This window comes from Actinomycetospora chiangmaiensis DSM 45062 (genome assembly GCF_000379625.1).
In the GTDB taxonomy this organism is placed as follows: domain Bacteria; phylum Actinomycetota; class Actinomycetes; order Mycobacteriales; family Pseudonocardiaceae; genus Actinomycetospora; species Actinomycetospora chiangmaiensis.
Genome location: NZ_KB903243.1, coordinates 375,089 through 389,340, shown reverse-complemented (window position 1 = coordinate 389,340; position 14,252 = coordinate 375,089). Strand labels below are relative to the sequence as shown.

Annotated in this window: 13 protein-coding genes and 1 tRNA gene; 9 read left to right on the top strand and 5 right to left on the bottom strand. The window is 74.1% G+C overall.

Features of this window, described 5'->3' with window-relative positions:
* Positions 1 to 14 precede the first annotated feature (14 nt).
* The 4 genes from A3CO_RS0121365 to A3CO_RS0121350 form a co-directional block, all read right to left on the bottom strand.
* Positions 15 to 266 carry a hypothetical protein gene (locus A3CO_RS0121365; protein WP_018334289.1) on the bottom strand — a complete coding sequence of 84 codons (252 nt, stop codon included), beginning with the start codon at positions 264 to 266 and terminating at the stop codon, positions 15 to 17.
* A 125-nt stretch (positions 267 to 391) separates the two neighbouring features.
* Positions 392 to 883 carry a MarR family winged helix-turn-helix transcriptional regulator gene (locus A3CO_RS0121360; RefSeq protein ID WP_018334288.1) on the bottom strand — a complete coding sequence of 164 codons (492 nt, stop codon included), beginning with the start codon at positions 881 to 883 and terminating at the stop codon, positions 392 to 394.
* 71 nt (positions 884 to 954) lie between these two features.
* On the bottom strand, positions 955 to 1,359 hold the full coding sequence (locus tag A3CO_RS0121355) for an NUDIX hydrolase (RefSeq protein ID WP_018334287.1): 405 nt from the start codon (positions 1,357 to 1,359) through the stop codon (positions 955 to 957).
* A 29-nt stretch (positions 1,360 to 1,388) separates the two neighbouring features.
* Positions 1,389 to 1,459 (bottom strand) — tRNA-Gln (locus tag A3CO_RS0121350).
* A 221-nt stretch (positions 1,460 to 1,680) separates the two neighbouring features.
* Between A3CO_RS0121350 and A3CO_RS0121345 the strand changes: the two genes are divergently transcribed.
* From A3CO_RS0121345 to A3CO_RS0121320, 6 genes are all read left to right on the top strand, one after another.
* Positions 1,681 to 2,607 (top strand): LCP family protein, encoded by a 927-nt coding sequence (locus tag A3CO_RS0121345; protein WP_018334286.1) that lies wholly within the window; start codon positions 1,681 to 1,683, stop codon positions 2,605 to 2,607.
* 375 nt (positions 2,608 to 2,982) lie between these two features.
* Positions 2,983 to 4,599 carry a sugar transferase gene (locus A3CO_RS0121340; protein WP_018334285.1) on the top strand — a complete coding sequence of 539 codons (1,617 nt, stop codon included), beginning with the start codon at positions 2,983 to 2,985 and terminating at the stop codon, positions 4,597 to 4,599.
* Positions 4,599 to 5,861 carry a class I SAM-dependent methyltransferase gene (locus tag A3CO_RS0121335; protein ID WP_018334284.1) on the top strand — a complete coding sequence of 421 codons (1,263 nt, stop codon included), beginning with the start codon at positions 4,599 to 4,601 and terminating at the stop codon, positions 5,859 to 5,861. The genes A3CO_RS0121340 and A3CO_RS0121335 overlap by 1 nt, the downstream gene beginning before the upstream one ends.
* A 25-nt stretch (positions 5,862 to 5,886) precedes the next feature.
* Entirely contained in the window at positions 5,887 to 6,714 is an 828-nt protein-coding gene (locus tag A3CO_RS0121330; protein ID WP_018334283.1) for a sugar phosphate nucleotidyltransferase, read from the top strand.
* Positions 6,715 to 7,356, top strand: a complete 642-nt coding sequence (locus A3CO_RS0121325; RefSeq protein WP_018334282.1) for a PIG-L deacetylase family protein — start codon at positions 6,715 to 6,717, stop codon at positions 7,354 to 7,356.
* Positions 7,357 to 7,379: 23 nt separating this feature from the next.
* Positions 7,380 to 8,405 carry an NAD-dependent epimerase/dehydratase family protein gene (locus tag A3CO_RS0121320; RefSeq protein ID WP_018334281.1) on the top strand — a complete coding sequence of 342 codons (1,026 nt, stop codon included), beginning with the start codon at positions 7,380 to 7,382 and terminating at the stop codon, positions 8,403 to 8,405.
* A 23-nt stretch (positions 8,406 to 8,428) separates the two neighbouring features.
* On the opposite strand, the gene A3CO_RS0121315 is transcribed toward A3CO_RS0121320, so the two are convergent.
* The gene (locus A3CO_RS0121315) at positions 8,429 to 8,968 is read right to left on the bottom strand and encodes a dTDP-4-dehydrorhamnose 3,5-epimerase family protein (protein WP_018334280.1); all 540 of its coding nucleotides are present in this window, start codon (positions 8,966 to 8,968) and stop codon (positions 8,429 to 8,431) included.
* A gap of 49 nt (positions 8,969 to 9,017) precedes the next feature.
* Between A3CO_RS0121315 and A3CO_RS0121310 the strand changes: the two genes are divergently transcribed.
* The 3 genes from A3CO_RS0121310 to A3CO_RS40455 all read left to right on the top strand — a co-directional run.
* Complete coding sequence (locus tag A3CO_RS0121310) at positions 9,018 to 10,184, top strand: class I SAM-dependent methyltransferase (protein ID WP_018334279.1); 1,167 nt, start codon at positions 9,018 to 9,020, stop codon at positions 10,182 to 10,184.
* 218 nt (positions 10,185 to 10,402) lie between these two features.
* Positions 10,403 to 12,679, top strand: coding sequence for an O-antigen ligase family protein (locus A3CO_RS0121305; protein ID WP_018334278.1), 2,277 nt, complete (start codon positions 10,403 to 10,405; stop codon positions 12,677 to 12,679).
* An 8-nt stretch (positions 12,680 to 12,687) separates the two neighbouring features.
* On the top strand, positions 12,688 to 14,252 hold a 1,565-nt coding region (locus A3CO_RS40455), incomplete at its 3' end, for a YveK family protein (protein WP_425393420.1).

Below are 14,252 nucleotides of genomic sequence, written 5' to 3'. Positions count from 1 at the left end.
AGGAAACGGGCGCGTTACGGCTGACCGGTGCGCACCCGTTGCTCCACCGGCAGGTAGCCGGTCCGGTCGTCCAGCGGCGTGCGGACGTCGTAGCGGCACTCGTCGTGCACGACGGCGGGTCCCCACACCCACACCCGGGGCGCCTCCCGCGGGGCGAGGCCCACCACGCGCACCGTGCCGTCCGCGTCCGGGGCCACGGTGCGCAGGCACACCGGACAGCGGGCGGCGGGTGCGCCGGCGGCGCGGGCTCGGGTCGGTGTGCGCATCGGCGGGCTCCCGGCGGCGAAGGGCCTGTCCGGCCGGACAGGATGACCCCATCAGATTGCCCGCAACTGAACGGAGAGGCAAGACCTGCCCGGCCGGACGGGGCGTCCGACGGGGCCGGGCGGTCTCAGGCCTGGGCGACGGGCTGCTGCTCCTGCAGCGTCGTCGCGGTGCGCAGTCGGTCGGCGAGGTCGTCGAGCTGGCCGCGCAGGGAGGCCAGGTCGGGCCCGCTCATGCCGGTCGCCCGCTCCACCTCACGCTGCACGACGCGCGCGTGCTCGAAGAGTGCGCGGCCCTCGTCCGTGCACGCGATCTCCAGGGTGCGCTCGTCCTCGGGACGCCGGCGACGGGTGACCCGCCCCTGCTTCTCCAGGCGCTTGAGCAGCGGCGAGAGCGTGCCGGAGTCGAGGTGCAGCTGCTCGCACAGGAACCCCATCGACACCGCCTCGTGCTGCCAGAGGACGAGCATCACCGCGTACTGGCTGTACGTCAGTCCCAGGGCGTCGAGGCCCTGGCGGTAGCAGGCGGTCATCGCCCGCGATGCGGAGTGCAGTGCGAAGCACAGCTGCCCGTCGATCGTGAAGGGCTGCGTGCCCGTTCCTGCCTCGGCCGTGGTCATCGCACCAGGGTAAACGCTTGTTGCACCCCTTGTGAGATCCTTACTGTCCGGACACGAACGAACTCGGATCGTCACCCCGGCAGCAGGCCCGCCCGGTCGAGGATCCCGAGCAGGTCGGTGGTCAGCGGCAGCGCGGCCATCTCCGCGGCGGTGAACCACCCGACGTCGGCCGCGTCGTCCCCGGCGCGCAGCTCCCCGCCGACGACGGTGGCCACGAAGTCGTGGATCTCGAAGACGACACCGTCGGGGCCCGGGCGCTCGAGCACGAGCCACTCCCGGCCGACCGTGACGACGAGGCCGGTCTCCTCGGTGACCTCGCGGGCCGCGGCGGCCGCGGGCGACTCCCCGGCCTCCACCCGCCCGCCGGGCAGGGTCCACCGCCCGGCCTGCGGCGCGTGGCCCCGCCGGACGAGCAGCAGCCGTCCGGTCGCGTCGTGGACCACGGCACCGGCCGCGGGGACGCGCCTGCCCTCCACGACCCGGCCTCCCCGTGGCTCGCGTGCTGCTCCGCCGCCTGGATTCGAACCAGGATCATCGGAACCAAAATCCGAGGTGTTGCCCTTACACCACGGCGGACCGCGGGCGCGGGGCCCGCACCGCTCATGGTGACACGGCGATCCCGCGTCCCGGCGTCGGCACCGAGGGGTGCGCGGTGTTCGAATCGTGATCTCACGTGACGTCATCGTTGTGTCACCACTGGTGACATTGTGCGCGTCCATTACGACGAACGGACTATGACCGAGTCCACTGTCAGTCCACCGGATCGCCAGGTCCGGAACCGCAGGCGCAAGAACCGCGTGCTGCTCGCCATCGCCGTGATCGCCGTGGCGGCCGTCGTCGCCGTCCTCGCGGTGGGGCAGCACGTCGTCGGGCGCACCGTCCGCTACCCGGACGTGTTCGGGTCGATCCCCGAGTCGAGCCGGCCGGCGCCCGCGGCCGACGGCGCCCAGACCTTCCTCCTCGTCGGCACCGACGAGGGGTCCCCGACCCGGGCGTTCTTCGGCAGTGCCATCGCCGCCCAGACCGTCCAGCTCGTGCGCTTCGCCCCCGACGGGGAGAGCGCCCAGGTGATCGGCATCAGCCGCGACACGCTCGTGCAGCTCCCCGGCGGCCCCGGCCCGCTCGGCGCGGCGCTGGTCGGCGGCGGGCCCACCGGGCTCGTGCAGGCCGTCGAGGGGCTCACCGGCGTGCGCGTCGACCACTTCGCGACGATCGACTTCCCGGGCTTCACCGGCCTCGTCAACCGCTTCGGGGGCATCGACGTCGGGGTTGCGGCGCCCACCGCCGGCGGCGCGCCGGTCGTCCGGCTGGACGGGACCCAGGCCCTGGCGTACCTCCGCGGCGCCGACGCCCCCGGCGCCGAGACGACCCGGCTCGCCCGCGAGCAGAACGTCCTGCGGGGCCTGCTCACCGGGGCCGCCCGCGCCAGCGTGTTCTCGCTGCCCGGCGTCGTCGCCGACCTGACGGGGGCGATGGGCTTCGACGACACGATGGGTGTGGTGTCGATCTCCCGTCTGGCGGTGGACCTCGGGACGATGCGTGGTGACGCGATCACGTTCGTCACGGCGCCGATCGCGGGGGAGGGGGCCCCGGGTGACCGCGGCCGCCCGCTGCAGCTCCTCGCCCCCTCGGCGACGACGCTGTTCCAGGCCGTCCGCGACGGCCGCGTCACCGACTGGGTCACGCAGAACCGGGCCACCCAGCTGGCGACGACCCCCCGCTGACCGGGGGCGGGACGCGGTCACGCACGGTTCCCGACGGCGGGTGGGGCCACCCGCCGTCGGGACGCTGCGGCCGTGACCGGGGCACGGTGGCCTCGTTGATCCCCGTCAGGAGCCGTGGCCGGACCGCAGGACGTGATTCCCGCGGGATCGGCGCGCAACCCGTCCGGTGGACACGCGTCCTTCGTGGTGGAGAACCCGATCCGCCGGCCGGTGGCGGACGCCGTGCGAAGGAGGTGAGCGGGTGGTCGAGGCACGAGACGTGTGCGCGGGACCCCCGCTGACCCACCCCCACCACCGCACGGGCGACGATCGACGTCGGGCGACGGGGGCACGGCCGGTGGGCCGGGCCACGACGCTCAGAACAGGGGCGAACGCGTGAGCGGCACCGAGCTGGACGGCCGGACCGATCCGACCGACACCGGCGGGATCCCGGCCACCCCGCAGCGACGGCACGACGGGGCCCGGCCCGGGCAGCCGGAGACGCAGGCGGCCCCCGAGCCGTTCGTCGACCCGGACCCGACCGCGCCGGGCTTCATCCGCATCTGGGACGACGAGGGACCCGGTCAGCCGGGCAGCGTCGCCACCGCCACGAGCTGGCAGTCGAAGTTCGCGCTGGCCGTCGCGGCGAGCGACCTGCTCGTCCTCGCCGTCTGCGTCACGCTCGGCGCCCTCATCGGCTTCGGCGCCGGGACCGGGGACCAGGGCACCAACCCGTGGGCCCTGGCGGCCGTGTCGATGTTCCTCGTGCCGATGTGCATCGGCGCCGCCCGCGCCTGGGACGCCCGCGTGCTCGGTCAGGGCTCCGAGGAGTGGAGCCGCCTGATGCGCGGCTACGTCAGCGCCGCGATCCTGCTCGCGCTGGCGGGCCTGGTGCTCGAGCGCACCGGGGTGCGGCCGTGGGTGTTCGGCATCCTCCCCGTCGCGGGCCTGCTCTCCATGGCCGGCCGGTACACGCTGCGCCGCTGGCTGCACCAGGCGCGCAAGCTGGGCCGCGGCCTGCTGCCGGTGCTCGCGATCGGCACCGAGGAGTCGGTCCGCGACCTCATCGAGCGCACCCGCCGGGTGGCGCACATCGGGTGGGTCGTCACCGGGGCCTGCACTCCCACCGGGCTCGGCGAGGAGGGGCAGGGCCACGTCGCCGGCGTCCCGGTGATCGGCGACCTCGACTCGCTGCCCGCCTCCGTGCGCTCCGGCCGCTTCGGCGTGGTCGCCGTCGCCCAGACCCCCGGCTGGAGCCCCAAGCGCCTGCACCGGCTGGCGTGGGACCTCGAGGGCACCGGCTCCGAGCTCGTCGTCGACCCCGGTCTCATGGAGGTCGCCGGTCCCCGCCTGCACGTGGCGCCGGTGGACGGGCTGCCGCTGCTGCGGCTCACCGAGCCGCGCCTGTCGGGCGTGCCGCGCATCGGCAAGCTGCTCTTCGACCGCGCCGCCTCGATCGCCCTGGTCCTGGCCCTCGCGCCGGTCTTCCTGGTCATCGCGCTGTTCGTCAAGCTCGACGGCGGACCGGTGTTCTACCGCCAGACCCGCGTCGGGCTGCGCGGCCGGACGTTCCGCATGGTCAAGTTCCGCTCGATGGTCCCCGACGCGGACCGGCTCCGTGCCCAGGTGGTCGCCGGCGGTAACGACGGATCCGGCCCGCTGTTCAAGCTGCGGCGCGATCCCCGGGTGACCCGGATCGGCTCGATGCTGCGCCGCTACTCTCTCGACGAGCTCCCGCAGCTGTTCAACGTCGTCGGGGGCTCGATGTCGCTGGTCGGGCCCCGCCCGCCGCTGCCCGGAGAGGTCGACGCCTACTCCGACGCCGCCAAGCGCAAGTTCCTGGTGCGGCCGGGCATGACGGGACTGTGGCAGGTCAGCGGCCGATCCGATCTGTCGTGGGAGGAGTCGGTCCGGTTGGACCTGCGTTACGTGGAGAACTGGTCGCCCGCCATGGACCTGGTCATCCTGTGGAAGACGGTCTCGGCCGTCTTCCGGGGTGACGGGGCCTACTGATGGCGAGCACGACGCCCGGGCTCGTCTGCCGCCTCTGCGGCTCCACCGAGCTGGAGAGCTTCGTCGACCTCGGGGCCACGCCGCCGTGCGAGCTCTTCCTCACCGCCGAGGCGCTCGAGGGCCCGGAGCCGACGTTCCCGCTGCACCCCCGGGTGTGCCGGTCGTGCCTCCTGGTCCAGCTGCCCCCGCTGATCGACCCGGACGAGACGTTCACGGAGTACGCGTACTTCTCGTCGTTCTCCACCTCCTGGGTCGACCACGCGCGCCGCTTCGTCACCGCGGCCACCGAGCGCGCGGGGCTGACGTCGGACTCGCTCGTCGTCGAGGCGGCGTCCAACGACGGCTACCTGCTGCAGCACGTGGTGGCCGACGGGATGCGCGCCGTCGGCGTGGAGCCGAGCGTGAACGTCGGTCAGGCGGCCCGCGACAAGGGCGTCCTGACCGTCACCGCGTTCCTCTCGCCCGAGACCGGGGCGGCGGTGCGGGCCGAGCACGGTCCGGCCGACCTCGTCGTGGCGAACAACGTCTACGCGCACATCCCCGACGTCGTGGGCTTCACGCAGGGCCTGCGCGCGATGGTCGCCGACGACGGCTGGGTGTCGATCGAGGTGCAGCACCTGCTGACCCTCGTGGCCTACCGGCAGTTCGACACGATCTACCACGAGCACTTCCAGTACTACACCGTCGGCACGGCGATCCGGGCGCTCGCGTCCGGCGGCCTCGACCTCGTCGACGTGGAGCTGGTGCCCACGCACGGCGGGTCGATCCGGCTGTGGGCCCGGCCGGCCGAGCTGGGGGCCGAGCGCGCACCCGCCGTCGGGAAGGTCCTCGCCGACGAGGCGAAGGCCGGGCTGGACACCGTCGAGGGGCACGCCGGGTTCGCCCGCGAGGTCTCGCGCATCCGCAACGACCTGATGCGCTTCCTCATCGACGCGGCCGACGCCGGCAAGACCGTGGTGGGCTACGGCGCGCCGGGCAAGGGCAACACGCTGCTGAACTACTGCGGCATCCGGCCCGACCTCCTCGCCTACACCGTGGACCGGAACCCCTACAAGCACGGGCGCTACACGCCCGGCACGCGGATCCCGATCCACCCGCCGGAGCGCATCGACGCCGACCGTCCCGACTACGTGCTCGTCCTGCCGTGGAACCTCCGCGACGAGATCACGGCGCAGCTCGCGCCGGTGGCCGAGTGGGGCGGGAAGCTCGTCTTCCCGATCCCGGCCCTCGAGGTCGTGGAGCCCGGCAGCACGCCCGCCTGAGCCAACTCGAGAGGGAAGTACTGCAGTGAAGGTCGTCCTGTTCTGCGGCGGTTTCGGCATGCGGATGCGGGAGGGGGACTCCGACGTCCCCAAGCCGATGCAGATGGTCGGTCCGCGCCCGCTGATCTGGCACGTGATGCGCTACTACGCCCACTTCGGGCACAAGGAGTTCATCCTCTGCCTGGGCTACGGCGCCCACCACATCAAGGACTACTTCCTGAACTACCGCGAGACGGAGTCGAACGACTTCGTGCTGCGGGAGGGCGCGGTCGAGCTCGGCGGGTCGGACATCGCCGATTGGACGATCCACTTCGTCCACACCGGGCTCGAGTCGCCGATCGGGGAGCGCCTGCGCCGGGTGCGCCACCTCGTCGACTCCGACGAGATGTTCCTCGCGAACTACGCCGACGTGCTCACCGACGCCCCGCTCGACCAGATGGTCAAGCGGTTCGCCGACTCCGACGCCGAGGCGGCGCTGCTCGCGGTGCTGCCGCAGGCGGTGTTCCACATCGTCGAGTCCGACGAGGAGGACCGGATCACCTCGATCCACCCCGTCACCGACATGGGCGTGCGGGAGAACGGCGGCTACTTCGTGCTGCGGCCGTCGGTGATCGACCGGATCCCGGAGAACGGCGACCTCGTCGGCGACGCCTGCACGGCGCTCGCCGCCGAGGGCAAGCTCATGGGCTACCCGTACGAGGGTTTCTGGCTCCCGGCCGACACGCTCAAGGAGCGCAACCAGCTCGAGGCCTCCTACCGGGCCGGCAGCCGGCCGTGGATGCTGTGGGAGAAGGAGCAGGAACCCGACCTCACGCCGCTGGAGAGCCTCGTCACGCAGCACCTGCAGTCCTAGATGCAGCGCCTGGTCCCCGAACGGCTCGACGAACTCGTCCTGCTCGGCGCGCACTGCGACGACGTCCCGATCGGTGCCGGCGGCACGGTCCTCACGCTCTGCCGGGCGCGGCCGGGGCTGCGGGTCCGGGCGCTGGTGCTCTCCGGGGGCGGCACGCCGCGCGAGGCCGAGGAACGGGCGGCGCTCGCGGCGTTCTGCCCGGGAGCCGACCTCGAGGTCACGGTGCTGGACATGCCCGACGGGCGTCTCCCGCACCACTGGAACTGGGCCAAGGAGGCGCTGGAGACCTTCCGGCGCACCACCGAGCCCGACCTGGTGCTCGCCGGGCACCGCGCCGACGACCACCAGGACCACCGCGAGCTGGCCCGACTGGTCCCCACCGTCTTCCGCGACCACGCGACGCTCGGCTACGAGATCCTCAAGGCCGAGCCCGACCTCGCGCAGCCCCCGCTGCTCTGGCCGCTGTCGCCGGAGGCGGTGGACGACAAGATCCGGCTGCTGCACGAGCACTACCCCTCGCAGACCGGTCGCACCTGGTTCGACGACGAGGCCTTCCGCGGCCTCGCGCGGATCCGCGGGGTGCAGGCCGGCGCCCGCTACGCCGAGGGCTTCCACCCGACCCGCCTGCTGGTGGGTGTGTAGAACACCGAACGGAGCTGTTGCACGTGCGCGTCCTGCTGACCGGCCACCAGGGCTACCTGGGGACCCTGGCCTCCCCGATGCTCGCCGCCGCGGGCCACGAGGTCACCGGCCTCGACTCCGGGCTGTACGCCGACTGCATCCTCGGCGAGCTGGAGCAGCCCGACCCGCCGGCGCTCGCCGTCGACCTGCGCGACGTGACCGTCGAGCAGCTGCAGGGCTTCGACGCCGTCATCCACCTCGCGGCGCTGTCGAACGACCCGCTGGGCTCGCTCGCCCCGGAGCACACCTACGACATCAACCACCACGCCTCGACGCGGCTCGCGCGGCTGGCCAAGGAGGCCGGCGTCACGCGCTTCGTCTACGCGTCGACCTGCTCGGTGTACGGCGCGTCGGGTACCGCCGACGTGCTCGACGAGGAGGCGCCGATGAAGCCGGTGACCCCCTACGCCGAGTCCAAGGTGCGCGTCGAGTCCGACCTGGTCGACCTGGCGTCGGACGAGTTCGTGCCGGTGTCGATGCGCAACGCGACCGCGTTCGGCTTCTCGCCGCGGCTGCGCGCCGACATCGTGCTGAACAACCTCGTCGGCCACGCCGTGCTCTCCGGGCGCATCCTCGTCATGAGCGACGGCACCCCCTGGCGCCCGCTCTGCCACGGCCGCGACATCGTCGCCGCCGCGATCGCCGCGATGGAGGCCCCGGCCGACGTCGTGCGCGGCCGGGCCTTCAACGTGGGGCGCACCGACAACAACGTGCAGGTCCGCGACATCGCCGAGGCGGTGAAGGTCGCGGTGCCCGAGGCCGAGCTGATCGTCACCGGCGAGACCGGCGGCGACCCCCGCTCCTACCGCGTCGACTTCTCCCGCATCGAGAAGGAGCTGCCGGAGTTCACCGCCGCCTGGTCGGTGGCCGACGGTGCGGCCGAACTGCTGCGTGAGTACCGCGCCCGCGGCCTGACCCAGGAGACGTTCGACCGGCGCTTCACCCGCCTCGCCGTGCTGCACGCGCGGCAGGAGGCCGGGACGCTCGACGCGACGCTGCGTCCCGTCTAGCGGACCTGTGCGGAGGATCTGGTCTAGAGCGTCTCCACCAGGTCCTTCCACGAGCCGGCGCTCCGGTCGCGCTCGGAGATCGCGGTGACCTCGACCGGCCAGACGATGGCCAGGTCGGGGTCGTCGTGGGCCACCCCGAGATCCTCGCCGGGGGCGTGCGGCCGGTCGATGCGGTAGCAGACGTCGGCGTCGCTGATCGCCTGGAAGCCGTGCAGCAGGCCCGCCGGCACGTAGAGGTGGTGGTGGTCGACGTCGTCGAGGCGGAAGCTCGCGACGACGCCGAACGTGGGCGACTGCGGCCGGGCGTCGACGAGGACGTCGTGCACCGCGCCGTGCGCCACCCGGACCAGCTTCGCCTCCCCGGCCCCGCGGCGGCCGTGCATCCCGCGGATCGTCCCCGCCCGGGACCGCGACTGGCTGTCCTGGGCGAGGGCCCCGAGGTCGACCCCGTGCTCCGTGCCGATCGCCGTGTCGAACGTGCGGGTGAAGAAGCCGCGGTCGTCCCGGTGGGGCGTGGGGACGAACACCAGGACACCGTCGATCGCGCTCGTGCGAACCTCCATGCCTCCACCCTCCCAGGACCCACCGACCCGTCGTCAGGAAGGACCCCCCGTGCCGATCCGCGAGGTCTCCGACACCATCACCTGCCGCTGGTGCGGCTCGACCGAGGGCACCCTGGTGCTCGACCTCGGCGACCAGCCGGCGGCGGACCACTTCCCGGCGGTCGACGACCCGGGCCCCGACCCCGTCCACCCGCTGCGGATGTGGCTCTGCGGCGGCTGCGGCCTCGCGAACCTCGCCGAGGACCCGACCACGCCCGAGGAACCGCGCGGTGCGGAGCCGCAGGCCATGGTCGACCAGGCCCGCGACGCGGTGTCGCGCGTCCGGGACGCCGGACTGCTGACGGCGCCGCGGGGCACGGCGCGCACCACGGTGACCGAGTTCGGCAGCCCGCACGGCGGGTCGTGGTTGGACCTGCTCGACGCCGTCGGGCTCTCGCCGGTGCCCGAGGGGGCGGGCGCGGACCTCGTGATCGACTGCTTCGGGCTGATGCACGACGCCGACCAGGCGGCGGGGCTCGCGCGCCGCGCGGCGGCGGTGGCGCCGGAGGGCACGCTGCTGCTGCAGTTCCACACCCTGGCGGCGATCGTCGCCGACGGCGGGTGGAACGCGCTGCGCCACGGGCACTTCGCCTACTACTCGACGCCCGTGCTGGTCCGGATGCTCGCCGAGGTCGGGTTCGAGGCCACGCACGCCTTCCGCTTCGACCTCTACGGCGGGACGGTGCTGCTCGCGGCCCGCCGGACCGGCGTGGGCGGGCCGACGGACCCGGACTCGGTCACCGCGCTCGTCGAGGCGGAGACGGCCGCCGGGGTGCTGGACCCCGCCGTCGTCGGGACCCTCGAGGGGGCGACCGCCGCCAGCGCCGACGCGCTGGCCGAACACCTCACCGCGGTGCGCGACGCGGGCCGGTCGGTCGTCGGCTACGCCGCGGCGTCGCGGGCCGTGCCGCTGCTCAACCGGGCCCGGATCGGGCCGGACCTGCTGCCCGCCGTCGCCGACGGGTCGCCCGGCAAGCAGGGGCGGCGGTTCCCGGGCGTGCCGGTGCCGATCGTGGCCGCGGGCGACGTCGCGGACCGACGGCCCGACGAGGTCGTCCTGTTCGTCACCGACCTCCTCGAGGAGATGCGCGACCGCATCCCCGAGGTGGAGGCCGCGGGCGGGCGGTGGGTCGTCGTCGACCCCGTCGTGCGCGTCGCGGCACCCCGCCACGGCTGAGTGAGCCATGCCACCGGTGACGCACCGGTGGGTCCGGCGCGGCGTCTTGCGGAACGGTCGGCCCGGACGGCGCTGCCCACCGGCGGGTGGGGAGGCGGTCGGGGGTCGGCCCTAGACTGCCCGGGCGGGAGCGGCCGACGCCGCCGTCCGGCCGAGGCCGGACGTGTGACGGGAACCGTACGGCCGAACCGACACGATCGAGGGATGGGACGCGTGGCATGACGGCAGTCGAGGCCCAGCGGGCACCGGGCATCCCGCCCGGCCCCCCGGGCCCGCGGCAGCGGCCGGGTCCGACGACGGGTCGGCGCGGCAGCCCGCACCTGTACGTCGCCACCGCGGTCGTCGTGCTGACGACGCTCCTCGCGGGCGGCATCACCTTCGCCGGGGTGTTCTCCTCGGTAGGGCGCTGGCAGTCCACCTCCGAGGTGGTCTTCAACAGCACGATGCCGACCGACGAGAACATCGCCCGCGGCTCGCGCTACGTGCAGGACCGGCTCACCACCTGGGAGACGCTCGGCGGCAGCGAGGCCGTGGCCCGCCGGGCCGCCGAGCTCGGGGCGCGTCCCGGCAACACGCCGTTCGACCCGACGCGGGTCTCGATCTCCTCGAAGCACCTCACGGCCACCGAGATCCTCGAGGTCACGGTCACCTCCGACGACGAGGCGACGGTCCCGGCCGACGCGGGCACCGCGGCGCAGGCCCTCGCGGACGTCGTCGTGGGCAGTGAGCGCTACCCCGGGTCGGCCAACTCGAAGGTCACCGCCCGGGTGGTCAGCCCCGGGGGTCCCGCGACCGACCACGGGGTCGAGCAGGCCCGGTGGTGGGGGATCCTCGGCGCGGTCGCCGGGTTCATCGTGTCGCTGCTCGCGTGCTCGCTGCTGCGGCCCGGGCGCTGGTCGCGCGACCTCGCCCCCTTCACCATCCGGTCCCGGCGCCGCATGGTCGAGCTCAACCAGGCGGTGATGCACGAGGCGCTGCGCGACCTGGTGATCACCGGGCTGCGCTCGCCGGTCGGCAAGATCACCGTCGGGCTCGCGGCGCTGTCGATCGCCGGCTACGGCCTGACCGGCTTCGCGATCTTCCCGTTGATCCCCGTCCTCGCCGCCGCGGTGTGGACGTGGAAGAAGGCCGACCCGCGCTGGTCCTCGGCCGCGCTGCTGTTCACCGGCGTCGGCGTGTTCCCGGAGAAGGTCGACCTCGTCAAGCTCGGGCCCGTCACCCCGACGGTCCTCGAGCTCTCGCTGGTCCTCGCGTTCGTGCTGCTGCTGCGCGGGCGGGGGATCGCCCGCTCGCCGAAGCCGGTGTTCACCTGGCCGGTCATCGCGATCCTGGTCGCCGCCTCGATCGGCGCGGCCGCCGCGCTCGCCCTCGGCGGCGCGTTCAGCCTGATGATCGACAACTACCGCGCGCTGCTGATGGTCGCGGCCTTCTTCCCGGTGTACTTCGCCTTCGCCCGCCGCCCCCACCAGCTGATCTCGGTGATGCTCGCGATCGCCGGCGTGTGCAGCTCGGTCGTGCTGGTGGCGGCGGTGATGGGTTGGTCCCGGCTGCTGGTCGACGAGCGCAGCTCGGTCATCACCGGCTCCGACACCTCCGACGTGGCGCGCCTCTCCGGGCCGACCCTCAACATGTGGGCGCCGTTGCTGATCCTGCTGCTCTCGGCGCTCATGCCGCGTCGGCCGCGCTGGCTCTGGATCGGGCTGGTGCTCATCGGCGTGCTGCACGAGGCCGCGAGCTTCAACCGGTCCACCTGGGCCCCGCTCATCCTGCTGGTGGTCGCCGTCGCGGCGGTCACCCACGGTCCGAAGGGGCTCGTCCGACGCGCCGCGGTGCTCGTCGTCATCGGGGCCGTCGGGCTCAGCGTCGCCCTCACCGGCCTCGCCGGCGGGCAGGCCAAGGCCATCGCGCTCCGTGCCACCAGCGTCGTCACCGGCCAGGCCTACGGCGAGGACAGCCTCCCCGACCGTCTGCGGGAGAACGCGGCCGCCTACGCGACGCTCGAACAGCAGCCGCTCCTCGGGGTCGGTGTCGGGCAGTACTACGGCGGGGAGCTGCCGCAGTACAACAACGACCTGAGCCGGCCGTACGTCGACCCGCGCCCCTACATCCACAACCAGTACCTGCGCATCTGGCTGTACATGGGGGTGTTCGGCCTGTTCGCCTACGCCTTCGCGGGCACCCGCATCCTCTCGACGGTCCTGCTGTCCTGGCGGCGGAGATCCCCGGGCGCACCGATGGTCGTGGTCGTCGGGATGGGGCTCGCGTGCCTCGCGGCGCAGTCGAGCCTGCAGACGATGCTCGTCGACCGACCCTCGATCATCACCACGGTCACCCTGATGGCGGCGTTGTCGGCGTTTGCCACGTGGTCCCCGTGGCCGACCCGACCACCCTTCCCGGCGCGTCGTCCCGGTCCTCCCATGGGCGCCGGGCCGATGCGCCCGCCGGGTCCACCACCCCGACGTCCTGCCGTCCCCGCAGGCACCATGGAGGAGTGAGCACACCGATGACCGTGACGTCAGCACTGCGCAAGGCGTGGTGGGTGCTCGTGCTCGGTGCCGTGCTCGGCGCCGTCGTGGGTCTCGTCGTGGACCTGCGGGTCTCGGGGCAGGGCTACACGTCCTCCTCGCAGGTCCTCATCTCCGGCGGCGGGGGCGGCGACGCCGACCAGGTCTACAACGCCAACCAGTACGTCAACCAGCGGATGTCGACGTACGCGGAGTTCGTCACGAGCGACCAGGTCCTCGGCCCGGCCGCCCAGCAGCTGGGCATCTCCGAGCCCGACCTGGCCTCGCGGGTGACCGGCAACGCCGGCAGCGAGACGACGGTCCTCTCGATCGCCGTGCGCGGCTCGACGCCCGACGACGCCGTGCGCGCCGCCCGTGCGGTCACCCAGTCCTTCACGCAGGCGGTCACGGTCCTCGAGACCCCGCAGCAGGGCCAGCCACCCCGGATCACGACGCAGGTCACCGGTGACCCGTCGACGCCCACCCAGAGCCAGTCCAACTCCGTGCTGCACGTCGCCGGCGGGGCGCTCGCCGGTCTGCTGCTGGTCCTGATCGGGGTGGTCCTCTACGGCTCCCGGTTCGTGCGGCGCACCACCGGCAAGGTGCTGGCCTGGGTTTCCAGCGACCCCGACGGCGCCCGGCCGCCGATGATGGGCCCGCCCACGGGCGCGAACCCGATCATGGGTCCGCCGCCCGGGTACTACCCGCCGCCCGGCCGGCCGCTGCCCCCGCCGCCGCGGCCCTCCGGGCCGCCCGCGCCGCAGCCGGCCGTCGACCCCACGCCCACCACCCCGGTGTCGGCCGCCCAGCTGGCCGCCGCCCGCGCCGCCGCTCCGGGCTCGTCCGAGAGCACGTCGCGGAGCGACGCGCCGTCGGGCACGGAGGGGTCCTCCGCGTCCGGGGGCAAGGAGACCAGCGGTGCCGGCAAGGCCGGTGCGGTCGCCGCGGGTGCGGCTGTGGCCGGGGCCGCGGGTGCCGCCGCCGCCAAGGCCGGCTCCGGGTCGAAGCCCGGCGCCGCGTCGCCGTCCGGGGGTCAGGGCTCCGGCCCGCAGTCGCCCTCGAAGCCGGGGTCGGGTCCGCAGTCGCCGTCCGGGGGTCAGGGCTCCGGCCCGCAGTCGCCCTCGAAGCCGGGGTCGGGTGGGCCGGCCGGTGGCCAGGGCTCCGGTCCGCAGTCGCCCTCGAAGCCGGGGCCCGGTCCGTCGCCGTCCGGGCCCGCGCAGAACGGTCGGCCGGGTCCGGCGCCGCAGGGCAAGCCGTCGCCCGCCGGGGCCGCCCCGGGTGGGCCGTCCTCGGGTGGGCCGTCTGCGTCGGGTGGCGCGAAGCCGAGCCCGGGTGCGGGCGCTCCCGGCCCGGCCGGCGGGCAGGGTGCCGCCCGTGGCGGCCAGGGGCCGAACGCGCCCCAGCCGAACGCCAACGGGGCGGCGCAGAAGCCCACCCCGTCGTCCGGCGGTCAGGGGCAGCAGGGGACCCCGAACGCTGCGCAGAACGGGCCGAAGGGTCAGCCGCAGGGCGCGGCCCCGGGCGGCTCGCAGGGTCAGGGCCAGCCGCAGGGTCAGGGCCAGCC

What these genes read in the sequence shown, in the direction of transcription:
- A3CO_RS0121365 (WP_018334289.1), bottom strand. Translation starts at nt 266, where the DNA reads ATGCGCACACCGACCCGAGCCCGCGCCGCCGGCGCACCCGCCGCCCGC.
- A3CO_RS0121360 (WP_018334288.1), bottom strand. Translation starts at nt 883, where the DNA reads ATGACCACGGCCGAGGCAGGAACGGGCACGCAGCCCTTCACGATCGAC.
- A3CO_RS0121335 (WP_018334284.1), top strand. Translation starts at nt 4,599, where the DNA reads ATGGCGAGCACGACGCCCGGGCTCGTCTGCCGCCTCTGCGGCTCCACC.
- A3CO_RS0121325 (WP_018334282.1), top strand. Translation starts at nt 6,715, where the DNA reads ATGCAGCGCCTGGTCCCCGAACGGCTCGACGAACTCGTCCTGCTCGGC.
- A3CO_RS0121315 (WP_018334280.1), bottom strand. Translation starts at nt 8,968, where the DNA reads ATGGAGGTTCGCACGAGCGCGATCGACGGTGTCCTGGTGTTCGTCCCC.
- A3CO_RS0121305 (WP_018334278.1), top strand. Translation starts at nt 10,403, where the DNA reads ATGACGGCAGTCGAGGCCCAGCGGGCACCGGGCATCCCGCCCGGCCCC.